We start from the raw sequence: 15,212 nt of genomic DNA on the forward strand, positions 1-15,212 counted from the left end.
TCGAACTTCACACCCCATATCGTAGGTTGCTGAAAGGGACGGGCCACATCGGCCTTTCCGCCCGAAAGCGCGGCGCAGTCTCCCTGAAGTGTTCAAATCACTTTCAAACAGCAGCCGGAAATCTCATGCAGCAGGTTCGTGACCCGCTGTCATGAAATTGTTTCGGACTCCGTATTCAATCGGCATTTGATACAAGAAACTCGAAAGAAGAAAAAAATGCAGCATGGTAACGTTAAGTGGTTCGACGCCCTTAAGGGCATCGGACTTATCGAACCCGATGAAGGCGCCGATGTCTTCGTCGCGATGGACGCCGTCCGCAAGGCCGGGCGCAGCACGCTGAAGGAAGGCCAGCTCGTGGCATACGACCTTGCCTATGCCAGCGGCCGCCAGGTGGCGGACAACCTTCGCGTTCTGTAATCCCTCAGTTCGGCGAATCGAACGACCAGAAGGGCGGGTTTCCCGCCCTTTCGTGTTTCGAAACCTGCAATCGATAGTATTTTCTGCTGTTCTTCGCAATTCGCGGCGCTATCCTGAAGTCTCGAAGACCTATACAGCCCAGCGCCGAGAATGGCTTCAGCCCGTCAGAGCATAATCCTCGACATCGCCCGCCACACAGGGCGCGTCATGGTTGACGATCTTTCCGCGCGCCTCGACGTAACCCCGCAGACGATCCGCAAGGATCTCAACGAGCTTTGCGACAGGAACCTCCTGTCGCGCGTGCACGGCGGCGCTGTGCTTTCAACCGCCGTCAAGAACGTCGGCTACGAGGCGCGCCGCGCGATCGCCCGCGATGAAAAATCGGCGATCGGCCAGGCGGCGGCGCTCCTCATCCCCAACGCCTCGTCGCTCTTCATCAACATCGGCACAACGACGGAAGCTGTGGCGCAAGCACTGGTGCATCATTCCAACCTCATGGTTGTGACCAACAACATCAACGTCGCCAATACATTGCGCCCGTGCCACACGATCGAGGTCGTGATCGCCGGCGGCCTCGTGCGCCCGGCGGACGGTGGCATCGTCGGCGAGGCGGCGGTCGATTTCATCAAGCAGTTCCGCGTCGACTTCGCGGTGATTGGAACGTCGGCGATCGATGACGACGGCGCCCTGCTCGACTTCGACTTTCGCGAAGTGAAGGTGGCGCAGGCGATCATCGAGAACGCCCGCAATGTCATCCTCGTGGCCGATTCAACGAAATTCGACCGCAAGGCGCCCGTAAGGATCGCCCATATTTCGCAGGTCGACACATTTGTGACCGACCGGTGCCTGAGCGAAACGATCCGCCGGATCGCCGTTGAAAACGATGTCCATCTGGTCGAAACCTCGCCTGCCGACAGCGGGGCCGCCTGAGCAGGTTCTTTTCGGTTGACGCTCAATTTTCTTCATATGAAAGTCGCCGTGACCTGAAACGCAAAAATTACGAAAGCAGGGAGGATTTCGGCGTTGGCTGCAGGTGGCGTACGACCGCCCCGCCCGCCCGCCGAACGATCGACATGAGCGGAAACATTCTCGCAATCGACCAGGGCACGACTTCCAGCCGCGCGATCCTTTTTGACGGGACGTTTCGTCCCGGCGCGATCGCGCAGGCCGAGTTTCCGCAACATTTCCCGCGATCGGGCTGGGTGGAGCACGATCCGGAAGACCTCTGGACGTCAACTTTGTCCGTCTGCCGCGAAGCGCTGGAAAAATCCGGCCTCCCCCTTTCCGACGTCGCCGCGATCGGCATCACCAACCAGCGCGAGACGACGCTCGTCTGGGACCGCAAGACGGGCAAGCCCGTCTATAACGCCATCGTTTGGCAGGACCGGCGCACCGCCGACACTTGCGCCCGCCTGAAGGCGGAAGGCCACGAGGCGATGGTGACGGCGAAAACCGGCCTCCTGCTCGATCCTTATTTCTCCGGCACCAAGCTTTCCTGGATCCTGAATAACGTGGAGGGCGCGCAGGCAAAGGCGCAAGCCGGCGACCTCGTCTTCGGCACGGTAGACAGCTGGATCATCTGGCGGCTTACCGGCGGCAAGGTTCACGTAACCGATGCGACGAATGCCGCCCGCACGCTTCTCTACAACATCGCGGAAAACCGCTGGGACGAGGATCTCTGCAACCTCCTGGGCGTGCCCAAGTCCATGCTGCCCGAAGTGCGCGACAGCTCGGACGATTTCGGCATCACTGAGGCGGATATTTTCGGCCGTCCGCTTCCGATCCTCGGCGTCGCAGGCGACCAGCAGGCAGCGACCGTGGGCCAGGCGTGCTTCAAGCCCGGCATGGTGAAATCGACCTACGGCACGGGCTGCTTTGCGCTTATCAATACGGGCGATGCCCCCGTCGCCTCCAGGAACCGACTGCTTTCGACGATCGCCTATCGGCTGGACGGAAAGACGACATATGCCCTTGAAGGCTCCATTTTCGTTGCCGGCAGCGCGGTTCAGTGGCTGCGCGACGGCCTCGGCATCATATCGCAGGCGTCCCAATCCCAGGCGCTTGCCGAAACATCCTCCGAAGAAGGCAGGCTCTACCTCGTACCGGCCTTCGTCGGCCTCGGCGCGCCGCATTGGGACCCGGATGCGCGCGGCGCGATCTTCGGGCTGACGCGCGCAAGCGGCCCGGCGGATTTCGCAAGGGCGGCACTTGAAAGCGTGGGCTATCAGACGCACGACCTGGTGGATGCCATGCGCGCGGACTGGCAAGGCGACAAGGCAAGCGAAACCGTGCTTCGTGTGGACGGCGGGATGACCGCGTCGAACTGGACCATGCAATTCCTGGCCGACATCCTGGGCTCGCCCGTCGACAGGCCCCAGGTGCTTGAGACGACGGCGCTCGGCGCCGCCTGGCTTGCCGCCAGAAAGGCCGGTGTCTGGCCGGATATGGACGAATTCGCGAGGGAATGGCGCCTCGACCGGCGTTTCGAACCCAAGCTTGACGCGACGGCGCGAGGCAGGCTGATCGAAGGCTGGCACGACGCCGTGCGGCGCACTAAAAGTGCCTGAGCGGGCTTGAGGGAATAGTTTGCGGGTCGCAGATCGCCCGCAGACATATTTTCCGACATCCGCGACGAAAAGAAAATGAAACGTCTTTTCGTAACGTTATTCGCGGTCCGATACTTGCGCTATTATATTTAGCAGGGTGCCTGCTCAAAGAGGCGGGTGCCGCGTGTGCGCAGTTTTTCCGATTTCCCCGATTTTGCCGCGCAGAAAGCAAGCGAAACCTCCGGCGCGGGTACGTCAACCACAAAAGACGAGGGAGACCTGCCATGACATCTCTTAGAATTGGAGATATCGCACCCGACTTCGAGGCCAGGACGACGGAAGGCAATATCCGCTTCCACGATTGGCTCGGAGATTCCTGGGGCGTATTGTTCTCGCATCCGAAAGACTATACGCCCGTCTGCACGACCGAACTCGGCTATATGGCAAGCATCAAGAACGAGTTCGACAAGCGTAACACCAAGATCATCGGCCTTTCCGTCGATCCGGTAGACAGCCATGCCGGATGGGCGAAGGACATCGAGGAGACGCAAGGCACTGCGCCGAACTATCCGATGATCGGCGATCCGGAGCTGAAAGTCGCCAAGCTCTACGGCATGCTGCCGGCTGGTGCCGGCGACACCTCCGAAGGCCGCACGGCCGCCGACAATCAGACGGTGCGCACCGTCTTTGTGATCGCGCCTGACAAGACGATCAAGCTGATGCTGATCTATCCGATGTCGACGGGCCGCAACTTCGACGAGGTGCTGCGTGTAATCGATTCCATGCAGTTGACCGCGAAACATAAGGTCGCGACCCCGGTCAACTGGCAGCAGGGTAACGACGTGATCATTGTACCGGCGGTCTCGAATGATGAAGCGGAAAAGATGTTCCCCGACGGATGGAAAACGCTGAAGCCCTACCTCAGGATCGTACCGCAGCCGAAGTAGGCGACGTATACGCAAATCTTCGAGGGCGGCTTCGTGCCGCCCTTTTTTCACGACTTGCAGGGATCAATTCGCTGGATCGATCCGTCCCCCTGACGGTCAGTTCTTCGCCGGGGGCGATACCTATGCCCGCTCGACCGCGCAAGCGCCTTACGCCAGATCAACCTGCATTCAGGAGAAATCGCCTGAATGCAGAAAAGTTGATCGCTTTTAAAGTGCCGAGCAGCTTATCTGCGTTCTTCGGAACGCAGGCTGCCCTAGGGGCGTTCGCACCTTCGCTCGTTTCACTGGATCGAGCGATCGCGCTTCGCGGCAAGCCAACAAATCCGTGAGGAACCTCCTCTGCCCGCTCGACGGCGCTAAAGCGCCTTACGCTCGCGGGCGTTCGCCCCTCGCATCGATTCGCTGGATCGATGCGTCCGGCTTGCGGTAAGCCAAAGCTAGGAGGAGCCGCCTCTGCCCGCTCGACGGCGCTAAAGCGCCTTACGCTCGCGGGCGTTCGCACCTTCGCTCGATTCACTGGATCGAGCGATCGCGCTTCGCGCGACCGGTGCTCACTCATCCATCTTCAGGGCCTTGATGAAGGCTTCCTGCGGGATCTCCACCTTGCCGAACTGGCGCATGCGCTTCTTGCCTTCCTTCTGCTTTTCCAGAAGCTTGCGCTTGCGCGTCGCGTCGCCGCCGTAGCACTTGGCCGTCACGTCCTTCCTCAGCGCCGCGATCGTCTCACGCGCAATCACCTTCGCGCCGATCGCCGCCTGGATCGGGATCTTGAACATGTGCCGCGGGATAAGGTCCTTCAGCTTCTCGCACATCGCCCGCCCGCGCCGATCCGCCTGCGTGCGGTGAACGAGAACGGAAAGCGCGTCCACCGGCTCGCCGTTGACGAGGATCGACATCTTAACGAGATCGCCCTCGCGATAGTCGGACAGATGATAATCGAAGGAGGCATAGCCCTTGGAGATCGATTTCAGCCGGTCGTAGAAATCGAAGACAACCTCGTTGAGCGGAAGGTCATAGGTGACCATGGCGCGCGAGCCGACGTAGTTCAGGTCGGCCTGAATGCCGCGCCGCTCCTGACAGAGCGTCAGGATCGCACCGAGATATTCGTCCGGCGTCAGGATCGTTGCGCGGATCCACGGCTCCTCGATGGAGGCGATCTTCACCACATCCGGCATGTCGGCGGGATTGTGCAGCTCCTTCGTCGTCCCGTCCGTCATGTTCATCCGGTAGACGACCGAAGGTGCCGTAGCGATGAGGTCCAGGTCGAATTCGCGTTCAAGCCGCTCCTGGATGATTTCCAGATGCAGCAGACCCAGGAAGCCGCAGCGAAAGCCAAAGCCGAGTGCTGCGGATGTCTCCATTTCGAAGGAGAAGGAGGCATCGTTCAGCCTGAGCTTGCCCATGGCCGAGCGAAGATCCTCGAAGTCGGCGGCATCGACGGGGAAGAGACCGCAGAAGACGACCGGTTGCGCGGGCTTGAAGCCTGGAAGGGCTTGCGTGCAAGGCTTCTTGTCGTCGGTGATCGTATCGCCAACGCGGGTATCGGCCACTTCCTTGATCGACGCGGTGAAGACGCCGATCTCGCCGGGGCCGAGGTCGTCGACCGCCAGGAACTTCGGCGTCATGACGCCGACCCGGTCGATCTCGTAGGCGGCACCCGTGCCGAGCATCTTGATCTTCTGGCCCTTCTTCAGGTGCCCGTCGATCACGCGGATGAGCACCATGACGCCGAGATAGGGGTCGTACCAGCTGTCGACCAGAAGCGCCTTCAGCGGCGCCTGCGTATCGCCCTTGGGCGCGGGCAGGCGATGGACGATGGCTTCCAGCACATCCTCGATGCCGAGCCCGGTCTTGGCCGAAATCATCACCGCGTCGGAAGCGTCGAGCCCGATCACGTCCTCGATCTGCTCCTTGATGCGCTCAGGCTCGGCTGCCGGCAGGTCGATCTTGTTGAGGACGGGCACGATCTCGTGGTCGTTTTCGATCGCCTGGTAGACGTTGGCGAGCGTCTGCGCCTCCACCCCTTGCGAGGCGTCGACGACGAGAAGCGAGCCTTCGCATGCCGCGAGCGAACGCGAGACTTCATAGGCGAAGTCGACGTGGCCCGGCGTGTCGATCAGGTTCAGCTTGTATTGCTTGCCGTCGCGCGCGTTGTAGATCAGGCGCACGGTCTGCGCCTTGATGGTGATGCCGCGTTCGCGCTCGATATCCATGGAATCGAGCACCTGCTCCTTCATTTCGCGCTCGGTCAGCGTACCGGTGTTCTGGATCAGCCGGTCGGCGAGCGTCGACTTGCCGTGGTCGATGTGCGCCACGATGGAGAAATTGCGGATGTTGGAAATCGTCTCGGTGGTCATGGGCGCCCGTTTACCATCGGCGGCGCGGGACGCAAAGAGGTATCGCGCGTCTTGCCGCGGAAAGATGAGACCGGGATTCCGGCAGATCGCGCAATTGCTTCACCCAGGTCCCACGGATGTTAACGGCGCACGGTTTGGGCAGGCGCGGCAATCCGGCTTATTCTGATGACCGGCAATCTTGCGAAGCGGAGGATCGAGCGATGATAGTGAGGATATTCCGCGTCACCGTGCATGAGGGAAAACGCGCCGAATTCGAGGACTTTTTCCGCAATACCGCCATTCCGCTCGTCAAAAGCCAGCCCGGCATCGTCTCCGTGACTGCAGGAGTCCCGCGCGCGGAATCGCCCAACGAATTCTGCATGGTCATGGTCTGGGAAGATGTCGATTCGTTGAAGGCCTTCGCCGGCGAGGACTGGCGCGAACCCCACATCCACCCAGATGAGGCCGCCTTGGTGCGCGACCGGTCCCTGCATCATTACGAATTGGCGGCGGGCTGAGCCCTAATTCGCCAAGAGCACCTGCGTGCAGGCGTTCGGCAGCGAGGCCATTCGCATCGGCGGTTTCTTCTTCGGTGGCGGGGCGTCCTTTTTCGGCACCCACGGCTCGTCGGAAAGCCACCAGGCAAGGGCAGAACCGCAGCCGTCGCCCGGCGGAGGGGCATTCTGGTTCTTGCAGCCTGCACTTCCCGGCGGGCAGGAAAGGCGGACGTGGAAGTGGTAGTGGTGCCCCCACCACGGCCTGATCTTGCGCAGCCACGCACGGTTACCCTTCTCGAACTTGCAAAGCGCCTGCTTGATGCCGGGGTGAACGAAGATGCGGGCAACGCGCTTATCCTGCGCGGCACGGCGGATCAGGCGGGCGTGATCGTCCGTCCACTTGCCGTAGTCGACGCCGCGATCCGCTCCCTTAAGCTCCGAATTCATCTTCAGCATGGAGACCGCGCTGACGTTTTCCCGCTCCTCGACCGTGAGGCGCCGGCGCGGCATCTCCTTCAGCCAGATATCGGCATCGAGCCCGATCTGGTGGCTTGAGTGGCCAGACGTCATGGGCCCGCCGCGCGGCTGCGCCATGTCGCCCACCATCAGGCCGTTCCAGCCGAGCTTCGGCGCATCGGCGGCCAGATCCTCCAGGTAGTCGATAAGTTCGGGATGTCCCCAATTGCGATTGCGCGAAAGGCGGATCACTTGCCAGCCCGGCCCGTCGGGAGCAAGCGCCTTGCCGCCGGCAAGACACCCCTTGGCATAGGACCCGATGGGCAAAGGCCGCATTGGCGCGGGCGCATCCATCTTGCCGAAAAGGTCCCTGGCGACGGCGTTCCGGCTGACCTTCAGCGGAACGGATGCCTTTTTCGCGCTCCAGCCCTTCGGCGGTTCGGGAGCCGGCCTTGGAACGGCCGCGGGCGTGACGGCTGCGGCGTCGGGTGAGACGTCAACGCGCGGCTTGGCTTCCGGCAAGGGAGCGGCAGCGGCGAAAAGAGGGGCAAGGCAAAGAGCCAGAAGCATCGATCCTCTTCCGACAATCCTTAGCATGGCCCGCCTCCTGATCTTGCTCGCGGATATCCCTGAAAATCGTACCGCGCTTCTCATTTACGAAGCGTCAAGGACGCAATGCGCCAGCCCTCAGTCCTCGCGCTCCTGCAGGCGGTCTGCGATCTCGTCGAGCAACAGCGTGTTGTCGCGAATGACGCGGTCAGCGACGCCGTTCAATTCGATGATGTTGCCGGGCCGGGCATTGTCCATGCCCCCCGCTTCCTTCGGCACCACGCCGTCGAGGCGCATATATTCCGCCGCCTCCATCTCGGAGAAAAGCCAGTTGGCCTGATAATCGGCGGTCGTCGCCTGGCCGTGGGTGAGGATGGAAAGCAGCGGCAGGTCGTTCTTCGGCGACAGCCAGCCGAGCGCGCCCCAGCCCGACGCCTCGCGGAAGGAATAGCTGCGCTCGATCTTGCGGCCCGTCCCCAGCGACAGGATGACGATATCTTCCGCCGCCCAGCCGAGCTTGCGCGCCTCTATATAGGCGGCGATTACGGGATTGTTCATGAAAACGCCGCCGTCGACCATCACCTGTTCTTCGTTCGTGGTGAGGTTTTCCACCCTTGCCGGCTCGAAATAGGTTGGCGCGGCGGTCGTCGCGCGCACCGCTTGCCAGAAATAATAATCGTCATCCGTCTCGCCCCGGCGCGTGCGCCCGTTCGTCATGAACACGGCTTCGCGGGCGGAAATGTCGTATGCGGTCAGCACAATGTGGGTTAGCGCGGAAGCAAGCGACGTCCAGCCGAGCCGCTCCTTCAACACGCGCTCCAGCGGCCGTTCGTCGTATTTCTCGTCGAAAAGCCCCCAGGGGTTGGCGAGCAGCTTTTCAAGGATCCCCCGCGGCTTGAAGACTTCGCGCGCCTCGACCTCATAGAACCGTCGCAACTCGGCGATCGTCGCCGCCGGCGCGCCGGAAAGATCATCCGGCTTGGGCGCCGTCAATCCGGCCGCGATGATGCCTCCGGTGGAGGTCGCCGCGACCAGGTCGAAATAGCGGTGAAGAGGTGCCGATTTGCCGCGCGCGGCAAGCCGGCTTTCGAGGCTTTCCAGGATACGCAAGGGGATGAGCCCCCTGATCCCGCCCCCGTCAATCGTCAAAATAAAACGCTTTCTTGCGGACATGAGGCTACCGTTTTTGTCGTTTCGTCAATGAGTTCAATGCGAACGGACGCGACGCCACTCAATCAAGCATTGCCAATTTCGCGCAGGAAACGCAATCAACCTTCCGTAGCGGTCAGGTTTTCCACTGCCCGGATGAGGCGAAGAATGTCCTCTTCGCGGGAAAGCCTGTGGTCGCCGTCCTTGACGAGGGTAAGAACCACATCGTCGCGCGCCAGCGCTTCAGCGAGGCGAAGGGCATGGCGCCACGGCACGTCTTCGTCCCGCTGGCCCTGCAGGATGGTGACCGGACATCCCGTCTCGATATCCGTGTTCAGGATCAGGTTGTTACGCCCGTCCTCGATCAGGTCGCGCGTGATGATATAGGGATCGTCGGAATAGTCGGACGGGCGTTCGAACCGCCCCTCCTCCATGATCTTGCGCTTCACGTCCTCGCTGAACTCGTGCTTCCACATAAGCTCTTCGGTGAAGTCGGGCGCGGGCGCGATCAGCACCATGCCGGCGATACGGCTATTCTCCCTGCCGACGGCCTTCAAGTGCGCGATCGCGAGAAGCAGCGCGATCCAGCCGCCCATGGACGAGCCGATGACGATCGTCGGCTCCTTGCAGTAGCGCTCGAATACGGCGAGCGCTTCTTCCGTCCAGCGCGAGATCGTGCCGTCCGTGAACGCGCCTTTCGATATCCCGTGGCCGGAATAATCGAAGCGGGTGGAGGGCCTTCCCTGCGATTTCGCCCATTCGTCGAGGCGCTCGGCCTTCGTGCCAGCCATGTCGGACTTGAAGCCGGACAGCCAGAAGATGCCGGGCATATTTCCCTTGCCGTCGTCGCGCAGAACCGCGATCTCGCGCTCACCCTTCCCCTCGCCAACGGTGATGTATTGCGGTTCCTGCGCGTCCATCGTTTCGCTCCCGTCTCGTTATTGCCTTGATGTGGCATAGCAAACGGGCGATGAGAAGGCCAAACACGCAGTCACCTTCAAAAGGACGTTGCCTTGGCGAAACGCACCATCGCGCAGATTATCCCGGAGCTCGAGACAGGCGGCGCGGAACGCACGGCTGTCGATATCGCCGTCGCCTTGGCCGCGCGCGGCGACCGGGCGATCGTTCTCTCGCAAGGAGGAGGCCTTGTCGAGGAGCTCGAAGCGGCGGGCGGCGAACATATCGCTTTTCCGGCGAAGACGAAGAACCCGCTCGCGCTGGTCAACAATGCCTTTCGTCTGGCGTCGATGATCAGGCGCGAAAATATTGAACTTATCCACGCCCGTTCGCGCGCACCGGCCTGGTCCGCACTGATGGCGGCGAGGATGACGGGCATACCGTTCGTGACCACGTACCACGGGCTCTACGGCCAGAAATCCCGCCTCAAGGGCCTTTACAACTCGGTCATGGCGCGTGGCGACGTCGTCATCGCCAATTCGCACTATACCGCGGATATCATCGCGAAACGGCACGCCTTCGCTGCCGGGCGGATCGAGGTTGTCCACCGCGGTTCCGACCTTGAGGCGTTCGCCGGCAGCGCGGAAAACGAAGCGCGAGGGAAGAAGCTTCTCGCCGCCTGGGGGGTGGATGAGAATTCCCGGGTAATCCTGAACGTCGCCCGGCTGACCTGGTGGAAAGGGCAGCGCGTTCTGATCGACGCACTTGCGGATCTCGCCCGCGACGGGAAGGCGGATTGGGTGGCCGTTCTCGCCGGCAGCGACCAGGGGCGCGAGGATTATCGCCGCGAACTCGAGGAGCGGATCCTCAGCGCCGGACTGGAAAAGCGAGTGAAGCTCGTCGGGCATTGCGCCGATATTCCCGCCGCCCACGCGGCTGCCGATATCGCGGTGATCGCGTCCATAGAGCCGGAAGCCTTCGGGCGGGCAGCGGTGGAAGCGCAGGCATCCGGCGTGCCGGTGATCGCGACGGATCTTGGCGCGGCGCCCGAGACCGTTCTTGCACCTCCGCAAGTCGCGGAAGAAGAGCGGACCGGATACCGAGTGCCGCCGGGCGATGCCGCTGCGCTCGCCAATGCGCTTCGGAAGGTGCTTTCCCTCGGCGCCGGGGAACGGGAGGCGCTTGTCCGGCGTGCGGCGGATCATGCGGCGGCGAATTTTTCAATGCAGGCGATGTGCCGGACAACATTGGCGCTTTACGACCGGCTTCTGGAAAAGGCGCTTTGAACATTTTAAAGCGCGCTTCCTGGCGAATCAGGTTGACTTTACGGCGCAATCACTGGATTTTCAGGAGGTCGGCGTCCGGACCATGCGGGGCGCTATTTGTGTTAGCCCCGCATTTTGGTCCGGTTACCTGGCTCGAACCGCGTCCAACCGTGCGTTGCCACGGAAAGTGGAACGGGCGGGATGCCGGCAACCGGACTATGAAAATTCAACGTTAGAGGAGATAGCGACCATTCGCCGTCCATTTCGTGCTCCGCCTCCGACCAAGGAAGGCCCGCGCACCAACGAAGAGATCCGCGTTCGCGAAGTCCAGTTGATCGACCATGAAGGCGAAAACCGAGGCATCGTGCCAACGGAAGAAGCCCTCGGCATGGCCTCTGAGGCCGGCCTGGACCTCGTCGAAATCGCACCCAATTCCGTTCCGCCTGTCTGCAAGATTCTGGATTACGGCCGATACAAGTATCAGGCCCAGAAGAAGGCTGCGGAAGCGCGCAAGAAGCAGAAGACCGTCGAGATCAAGGAAATCAAGATGCGTCCGAACATCGACACCCATGATTATGAGGTGAAGATGCGGAACATGAAGCGTTTCTTCGACGACGGCGACAAGGTGAAGGTGACCTTGCGGTTCCGCGGCCGCGAGATGGCTCACCAGGATCTTGGCATGGCACTTCTGAACAAGGTGCGCGAGGAAACGGCGGAAATCGCAAAGGTCGAATCCTATCCGAAGCTGGAAGGCCGGCAGATGATCATGGTGCTCGCGCCGCTCGGTCGCTGAGCCACAAGCCTCTTCCAAAAGAACCAAGGGCGCTCCGGTAGGGGCGCCCTTTTCGATTTCGGGCTTCGTGCCGTCCGATCGTCCGCCTTTGGCGCTTGCATTCGCCTCGCTCGCTCAGTATAAGCCCCCGGTCCCGAGTCGTCCGGCTGTGCGGGCGTGCTTTGCTTTGGCAAACCGCGTTCGCGAAAACGGGCATGCCGAGGCGACTCACGAGACGCTCCAAGACAAACGGCCGATATCCCGGCCGACAAGAAAGGATGCAAAATGCCCAAGCTGAAGACGAAATCCGGAGCCAAGAAGCGCTTCAAGATGACCGCGACCGGCAAGGTCAAGGTTGCCCAGGCGGGCAAGCGCCACGGCATGATCAAGCGCACGACGAAGTTCATTCGCGACGCGCGCGGCACGACGGTTCTGAGCGAACAGGACGCTCGCATCGTCAGGAAGTTCATGCCCTACGCCTGATTACGGCAGCTGAAGACCTCAAGGAGAATTCGATATGTCGCGTGTCAAAAGGGGTGTGACCGCTCACGCCCGCCACAAGAAGGTTCTGAAGGCCGCCAAGGGCTACTATGGCCGGCGCAAGAACACAATCCGCGTTGCCAAGCAGGCCGTCGAGAAGGCGGGTCAATACGCCTATCGCGACCGCAAGGCCCGCAAGCGTAATTTCCGCTCGCTCTGGATCCAGCGCATCAACGCCGCGGTCCGCGAGCACGGCCTGACCTACGGCCGCTTCATCGACGGCCTGAACAAGGCCGGCGTCGAGGTGGATCGCAAGGTTCTTTCCGACATCGCCATCAATCAGCCGGAAGCCTTCAAGGCGCTGGTCGACAAGGCGAGCGGCGCGCTGAGCGCTTAAGCGTCAGCCCATCACCGAAAATTCCAAAAGGCGCGTCCGGCCACCGGGCGCGCCTTTTTCGTTATTGCCACAAGCTCGATTGGGCGAAGGCGAATTCCAGTTTATCCTGTCACCTGTTACGCACGGTCCTCAAGGGAAGGATTGGCCGGATGGAGCGTCGCCTCGCAGCGATCCTGAGTGCCGACCTTGTCGGATACAGTCGCCTGATGGCAAAGGACGAGGAAGGTACGCTTCGCCGCCTCAAGAAGCTTAGGCAAGACTTTCTGGAGCCTCTGATCGCCCGGCACGGCGGGCGGATCGTCAAATTGATGGGCGACGGCTTCCTGCTCGAATTCCCGAGCGCCGTCGAGGCCGTTCAATGCGCCATCGAATGGCACGAGGCTGTGGAAAGCTTTGGAGTCGAGCGGGGCGATCCAAATGATCTCGCTTTCCGGATCGGCATAAATCTCGGCGATATCGTGTTCGAGGACGGCGATATATATGGCGACGGCGTGAATATCGCCGCACGCATGGAGAAACTTGCTGAGCCGGGCGGAATCTGCCTTTCGGGCGATGTCTATCGCCAGATCAGGGGAAAGATCGACGCCACATTCGACGATCTCGGCGAACACACGGTCAAGAACATCGTCGACCCCCTCCAGATCTATGCGCTTCATCCAAAACATGGCGAGCAGCCGGCAGCGCCGTCGCAAAGGCAAAAGTTCGACCGGCCTTCCATCGCAGTGCTGCCGCTGGACAACCTGTCGAGCGATCCCGAGCAGGACTATTTCGCCGATGGCGTCACCGAGGACATAATCACGAACCTGTCCAAATTCAGGGAACTCGTCGTCATCGGTCAGAGTTCATCGTTCCGTTACAAGAAAACAGAGGACACCTTTCACCAGATCGCTACCGCCCTCGGCGTGCAATATCTGCTGATTGGAAGTTTGCGGCGGGCGGGACAGCGCCTGCGCGTGACCGTGCAACTCGTGGACACCCGATCGGGCGGTCATATCTGGGCCGAACGCTATGACCGCGAGTTAGGTGACCTTTTCGCCCTGCAGGACGAGATTACCGAGGCCATCGTTCAAACGCTCGTGGGCCGGTTGAGAACCGCAAGCGCCAGGGATACGGATCACAAGCCGGCACAGAGCCTCGCCGCCTACGATTATGTGCTCAAGGCACGTGCCATTATCCACGACAGCCGCGAAAACATGCTGAAATCCCGGGCACTCTACGAGAAAGCCATAGAGCTGGACCCGACTTGCGCCCATGCCTTCGCAGGCCTTTCCGCAACCTATTCATTCGAATGGACAAGCGGCTGGTCGGATAACTTTGCCGACAGCCTGGACAAGGCGATCGAGCTTTGCAGGCGGGCGGCGGCCCTCGACGATCAGGACAGCGAAGCCCAGCGCCGGCTCGGCGTCTACTACCTGTTCCGGGGCGAGCATGAAAAGGCGGACGCCCACATCCAGCGCGCAGCTCTCCTGAATCCGAACGACCCCGATACGATGACCTATGAGGGCCTTTACCTGATTTATGACGGCAAACCGACCGACGGACTGAGAAAAATCGAACGCGCAACACGGTACAACCCGTTCCATCCGACCTGGTATTTCTGGCTCGTCAGCCTCGCTCACTACATGAACCACGATTACGAACTGGCAATCCTGTCAGCGAAGAAAGCGGTGCAGGCTTATCCCGATTTCGTCGCGCCGCATCGCCACCTCGCGGCTGCATATGCGCGTCTAGGACTCGAGGCGGAAGCGGAGCGCGAGAAGCAGATTATCCTGAAGCTCGATCCGGCGTTTTCCATCGCCAGGGTCGCACGCGCCTTCGCCTACAGGAGGCCTGAGGATCTGGAGCATTATTGCGGAGGTCTGCGCGAAGCCGGCCTGCCGGAGTAGGCTCTCTTTCCGGCACAATCATTGGCTTTGCCCTTCCCGCCCTCCCCACACCTTCAGGGGTTCATGGCAATGGCAGTAGAGGATGAATGCCAGGAGGGAATTGCCGCCAATAAACAGAACCCCGCCAAGTGCCACGCCAATATAACCAAGATCCGTGTTCTTGATTTCCGGCAGAACGAAAACAGTGCCGACGATCAGATAGATCAGGATGGATATTGCCGGAATGATCTGCCGCATCAAGCGGCCCTGATTCCGGCGGATCGCGAGCAGCGCCATACCCACGTTAAGAGCTGGCAAAAGCACGAAAACATATCCCGCCCCAGGGACTCCAAGACGCTTCATCAGGAACGGAACAGTAATCATCAGGATTCCAATGCCGATACCCGTACCTGCAACCTTGGGTCCGACAGAATTCACGAACCAGAAAAACAATATAAAAGCCACAATAATATTGCTAAAAAATAATAGACCGGCAACCAAAAACATTATTTCACTCTTCGGAGAAGCACTTTAGATCACTCAATCTAAAATGAATTTTATTTTTCATAAGCTGACGAATATAAATATTCCGCCGAATCCTTCTATCGTCCTTTTGATAAAATTTTGTATATGGGCTCC

General features: G+C 60.7%; 15 protein-coding genes. 10 read left to right on the plus strand and 5 right to left on the minus strand.

Annotated elements, in window-relative coordinates; translation table 11 throughout:
• Positions 1 to 216: 216 nt before the first annotated feature.
• The 4 genes from GR183_RS16250 to GR183_RS16265 all read left to right on the plus strand — a co-directional run bounded on the left by GR183_RS16250 (position 217) and on the right by GR183_RS16265 (position 3,910).
• Complete coding sequence (locus tag GR183_RS16250) at positions 217 to 417, plus strand: cold-shock protein (RefSeq protein ID WP_160776689.1); 201 nt, start codon at positions 217 to 219, stop codon at positions 415 to 417.
• A 150-nt stretch (positions 418 to 567) separates the two neighbouring features.
• Positions 568 to 1,347 (plus strand): DeoR/GlpR family DNA-binding transcription regulator, encoded by a 780-nt coding sequence (locus GR183_RS16255; RefSeq protein WP_160776690.1) that lies wholly within the window; start codon positions 568 to 570, stop codon positions 1,345 to 1,347.
• Positions 1,348 to 1,490: 143 nt separating this feature from the next.
• Positions 1,491 to 2,984 (plus strand): glycerol kinase GlpK, encoded by a 1,494-nt coding sequence (gene glpK / locus GR183_RS16260; RefSeq protein WP_160776691.1) that lies wholly within the window; start codon positions 1,491 to 1,493, stop codon positions 2,982 to 2,984.
• Positions 2,985 to 3,247: 263 nt separating this feature from the next.
• A complete protein-coding gene (locus GR183_RS16265; RefSeq protein WP_160776692.1) occupies positions 3,248 to 3,910 on the plus strand; it encodes a peroxiredoxin in 663 nt (220 codons plus the stop codon).
• 551 nt (positions 3,911 to 4,461) lie between these two features.
• Here the strand turns inward: GR183_RS16265 and lepA are convergent.
• Positions 4,462 to 6,267 carry a translation elongation factor 4 gene (lepA, locus tag GR183_RS16270; protein WP_160776693.1) on the minus strand — a complete coding sequence of 602 codons (1,806 nt, stop codon included), beginning with the start codon at positions 6,265 to 6,267 and terminating at the stop codon, positions 4,462 to 4,464.
• Positions 6,268 to 6,467: 200 nt separating this feature from the next.
• Here lepA and GR183_RS16275 point away from each other — a divergent pair, with 200 nt between their 5' ends.
• A complete protein-coding gene (locus GR183_RS16275; RefSeq protein ID WP_160776694.1) occupies positions 6,468 to 6,764 on the plus strand; it encodes an antibiotic biosynthesis monooxygenase family protein in 297 nt (98 codons plus the stop codon).
• Positions 6,765 to 6,767: 3 nt separating this feature from the next.
• Here GR183_RS16275 and mepA read toward each other — a convergent pair whose 3' ends face one another.
• From mepA to GR183_RS16290, 3 genes are all read right to left on the minus strand, one after another.
• Positions 6,768 to 7,769: a penicillin-insensitive murein endopeptidase gene (mepA, locus tag GR183_RS16280; RefSeq protein ID WP_208999881.1), complete on the minus strand. Its 1,002-nt coding sequence runs from the start codon at positions 7,767 to 7,769 to the stop codon at positions 6,768 to 6,770.
• A gap of 117 nt (positions 7,770 to 7,886) precedes the next feature.
• Entirely contained in the window at positions 7,887 to 8,897 is a 1,011-nt protein-coding gene (locus GR183_RS16285; RefSeq protein WP_208999882.1) for a patatin-like phospholipase family protein, read from the minus strand.
• Between the two features lie 119 nt (positions 8,898 to 9,016).
• On the minus strand, positions 9,017 to 9,817 hold the full coding sequence (locus tag GR183_RS16290) for an alpha/beta hydrolase (protein ID WP_160776697.1): 801 nt from the start codon (positions 9,815 to 9,817) through the stop codon (positions 9,017 to 9,019).
• A gap of 93 nt (positions 9,818 to 9,910) precedes the next feature.
• Here GR183_RS16290 and GR183_RS16295 point away from each other — a divergent pair, with 93 nt between their 5' ends.
• The 5 genes from GR183_RS16295 to GR183_RS16315 all read left to right on the plus strand — a co-directional run bounded on the left by GR183_RS16295 (position 9,911) and on the right by GR183_RS16315 (position 14,594).
• On the plus strand, positions 9,911 to 11,080 hold the full coding sequence (locus GR183_RS16295) for a glycosyltransferase family 4 protein (protein ID WP_202396137.1): 1,170 nt from the start codon (positions 9,911 to 9,913) through the stop codon (positions 11,078 to 11,080).
• Between the two features lie 229 nt (positions 11,081 to 11,309).
• A complete protein-coding gene (infC, locus tag GR183_RS16300; protein ID WP_312846845.1) occupies positions 11,310 to 11,852 on the plus strand; it encodes a translation initiation factor IF-3 in 543 nt (180 codons plus the stop codon).
• A gap of 264 nt (positions 11,853 to 12,116) precedes the next feature.
• Positions 12,117 to 12,314, plus strand: coding sequence for a 50S ribosomal protein L35 (rpmI, locus tag GR183_RS16305; RefSeq protein ID WP_160776698.1), 198 nt, complete (start codon positions 12,117 to 12,119; stop codon positions 12,312 to 12,314).
• A gap of 34 nt (positions 12,315 to 12,348) precedes the next feature.
• Positions 12,349 to 12,708 (plus strand): 50S ribosomal protein L20, encoded by a 360-nt coding sequence (gene rplT / locus GR183_RS16310; protein ID WP_160776699.1) that lies wholly within the window; start codon positions 12,349 to 12,351, stop codon positions 12,706 to 12,708.
• Between the two features lie 149 nt (positions 12,709 to 12,857).
• Positions 12,858 to 14,594: an adenylate/guanylate cyclase domain-containing protein gene (locus GR183_RS16315; RefSeq protein WP_160776700.1), complete on the plus strand. Its 1,737-nt coding sequence runs from the start codon at positions 12,858 to 12,860 to the stop codon at positions 14,592 to 14,594.
• 18 nt (positions 14,595 to 14,612) lie between these two features.
• Here the strand turns inward: GR183_RS16315 and GR183_RS16320 are convergent, their stop codons facing one another.
• The gene (locus tag GR183_RS16320; RefSeq protein WP_160776701.1) at positions 14,613 to 15,080 is read right to left on the minus strand and encodes a hypothetical protein; all 468 of its coding nucleotides are present in this window, start codon (positions 15,078 to 15,080) and stop codon (positions 14,613 to 14,615) included.
• Between the last annotated feature and the right edge of the window lie 132 nt (positions 15,081 to 15,212).

The organism is Stappia sediminis (assembly GCF_009826895.1).
Lineage (GTDB): Bacteria > Pseudomonadota > Alphaproteobacteria > Rhizobiales > Stappiaceae > Hongsoonwoonella > Hongsoonwoonella sediminis.

Excerpts from the sequence above, each read along its gene's own strand:
- GR183_RS16265 (WP_160776692.1), top strand. The coding sequence starts at position 3,248 with ATGACATCTCTTAGAATTGGAGATATCGCACCCGACTTCGAGGCCAGG.
- rpmI (WP_160776698.1), top strand. The coding sequence starts at position 12,117 with ATGCCCAAGCTGAAGACGAAATCCGGAGCCAAGAAGCGCTTCAAGATG.
- rplT (WP_160776699.1), top strand. The coding sequence starts at position 12,349 with ATGTCGCGTGTCAAAAGGGGTGTGACCGCTCACGCCCGCCACAAGAAG.
- glpK (WP_160776691.1), top strand. The coding sequence starts at position 1,491 with ATGAGCGGAAACATTCTCGCAATCGACCAGGGCACGACTTCCAGCCGC.
- GR183_RS16290 (WP_160776697.1), bottom strand. The coding sequence starts at position 9,817 with ATGGACGCGCAGGAACCGCAATACATCACCGTTGGCGAGGGGAAGGGT.
- GR183_RS16255 (WP_160776690.1), top strand. The coding sequence starts at position 568 with ATGGCTTCAGCCCGTCAGAGCATAATCCTCGACATCGCCCGCCACACA.
- lepA (WP_160776693.1), bottom strand. The coding sequence starts at position 6,267 with ATGACCACCGAGACGATTTCCAACATCCGCAATTTCTCCATCGTGGCG.
- GR183_RS16315 (WP_160776700.1), top strand. The coding sequence starts at position 12,858 with ATGGAGCGTCGCCTCGCAGCGATCCTGAGTGCCGACCTTGTCGGATAC.
- GR183_RS16275 (WP_160776694.1), top strand. The coding sequence starts at position 6,468 with ATGATAGTGAGGATATTCCGCGTCACCGTGCATGAGGGAAAACGCGCC.
- GR183_RS16250 (WP_160776689.1), top strand. The coding sequence starts at position 217 with ATGCAGCATGGTAACGTTAAGTGGTTCGACGCCCTTAAGGGCATCGGA.
- mepA (WP_208999881.1), bottom strand. The coding sequence starts at position 7,769 with ATGCTTCTGGCTCTTTGCCTTGCCCCTCTTTTCGCCGCTGCCGCTCCC.
- GR183_RS16320 (WP_160776701.1), bottom strand. The coding sequence starts at position 15,080 with ATGTTTTTGGTTGCCGGTCTATTATTTTTTAGCAATATTATTGTGGCT.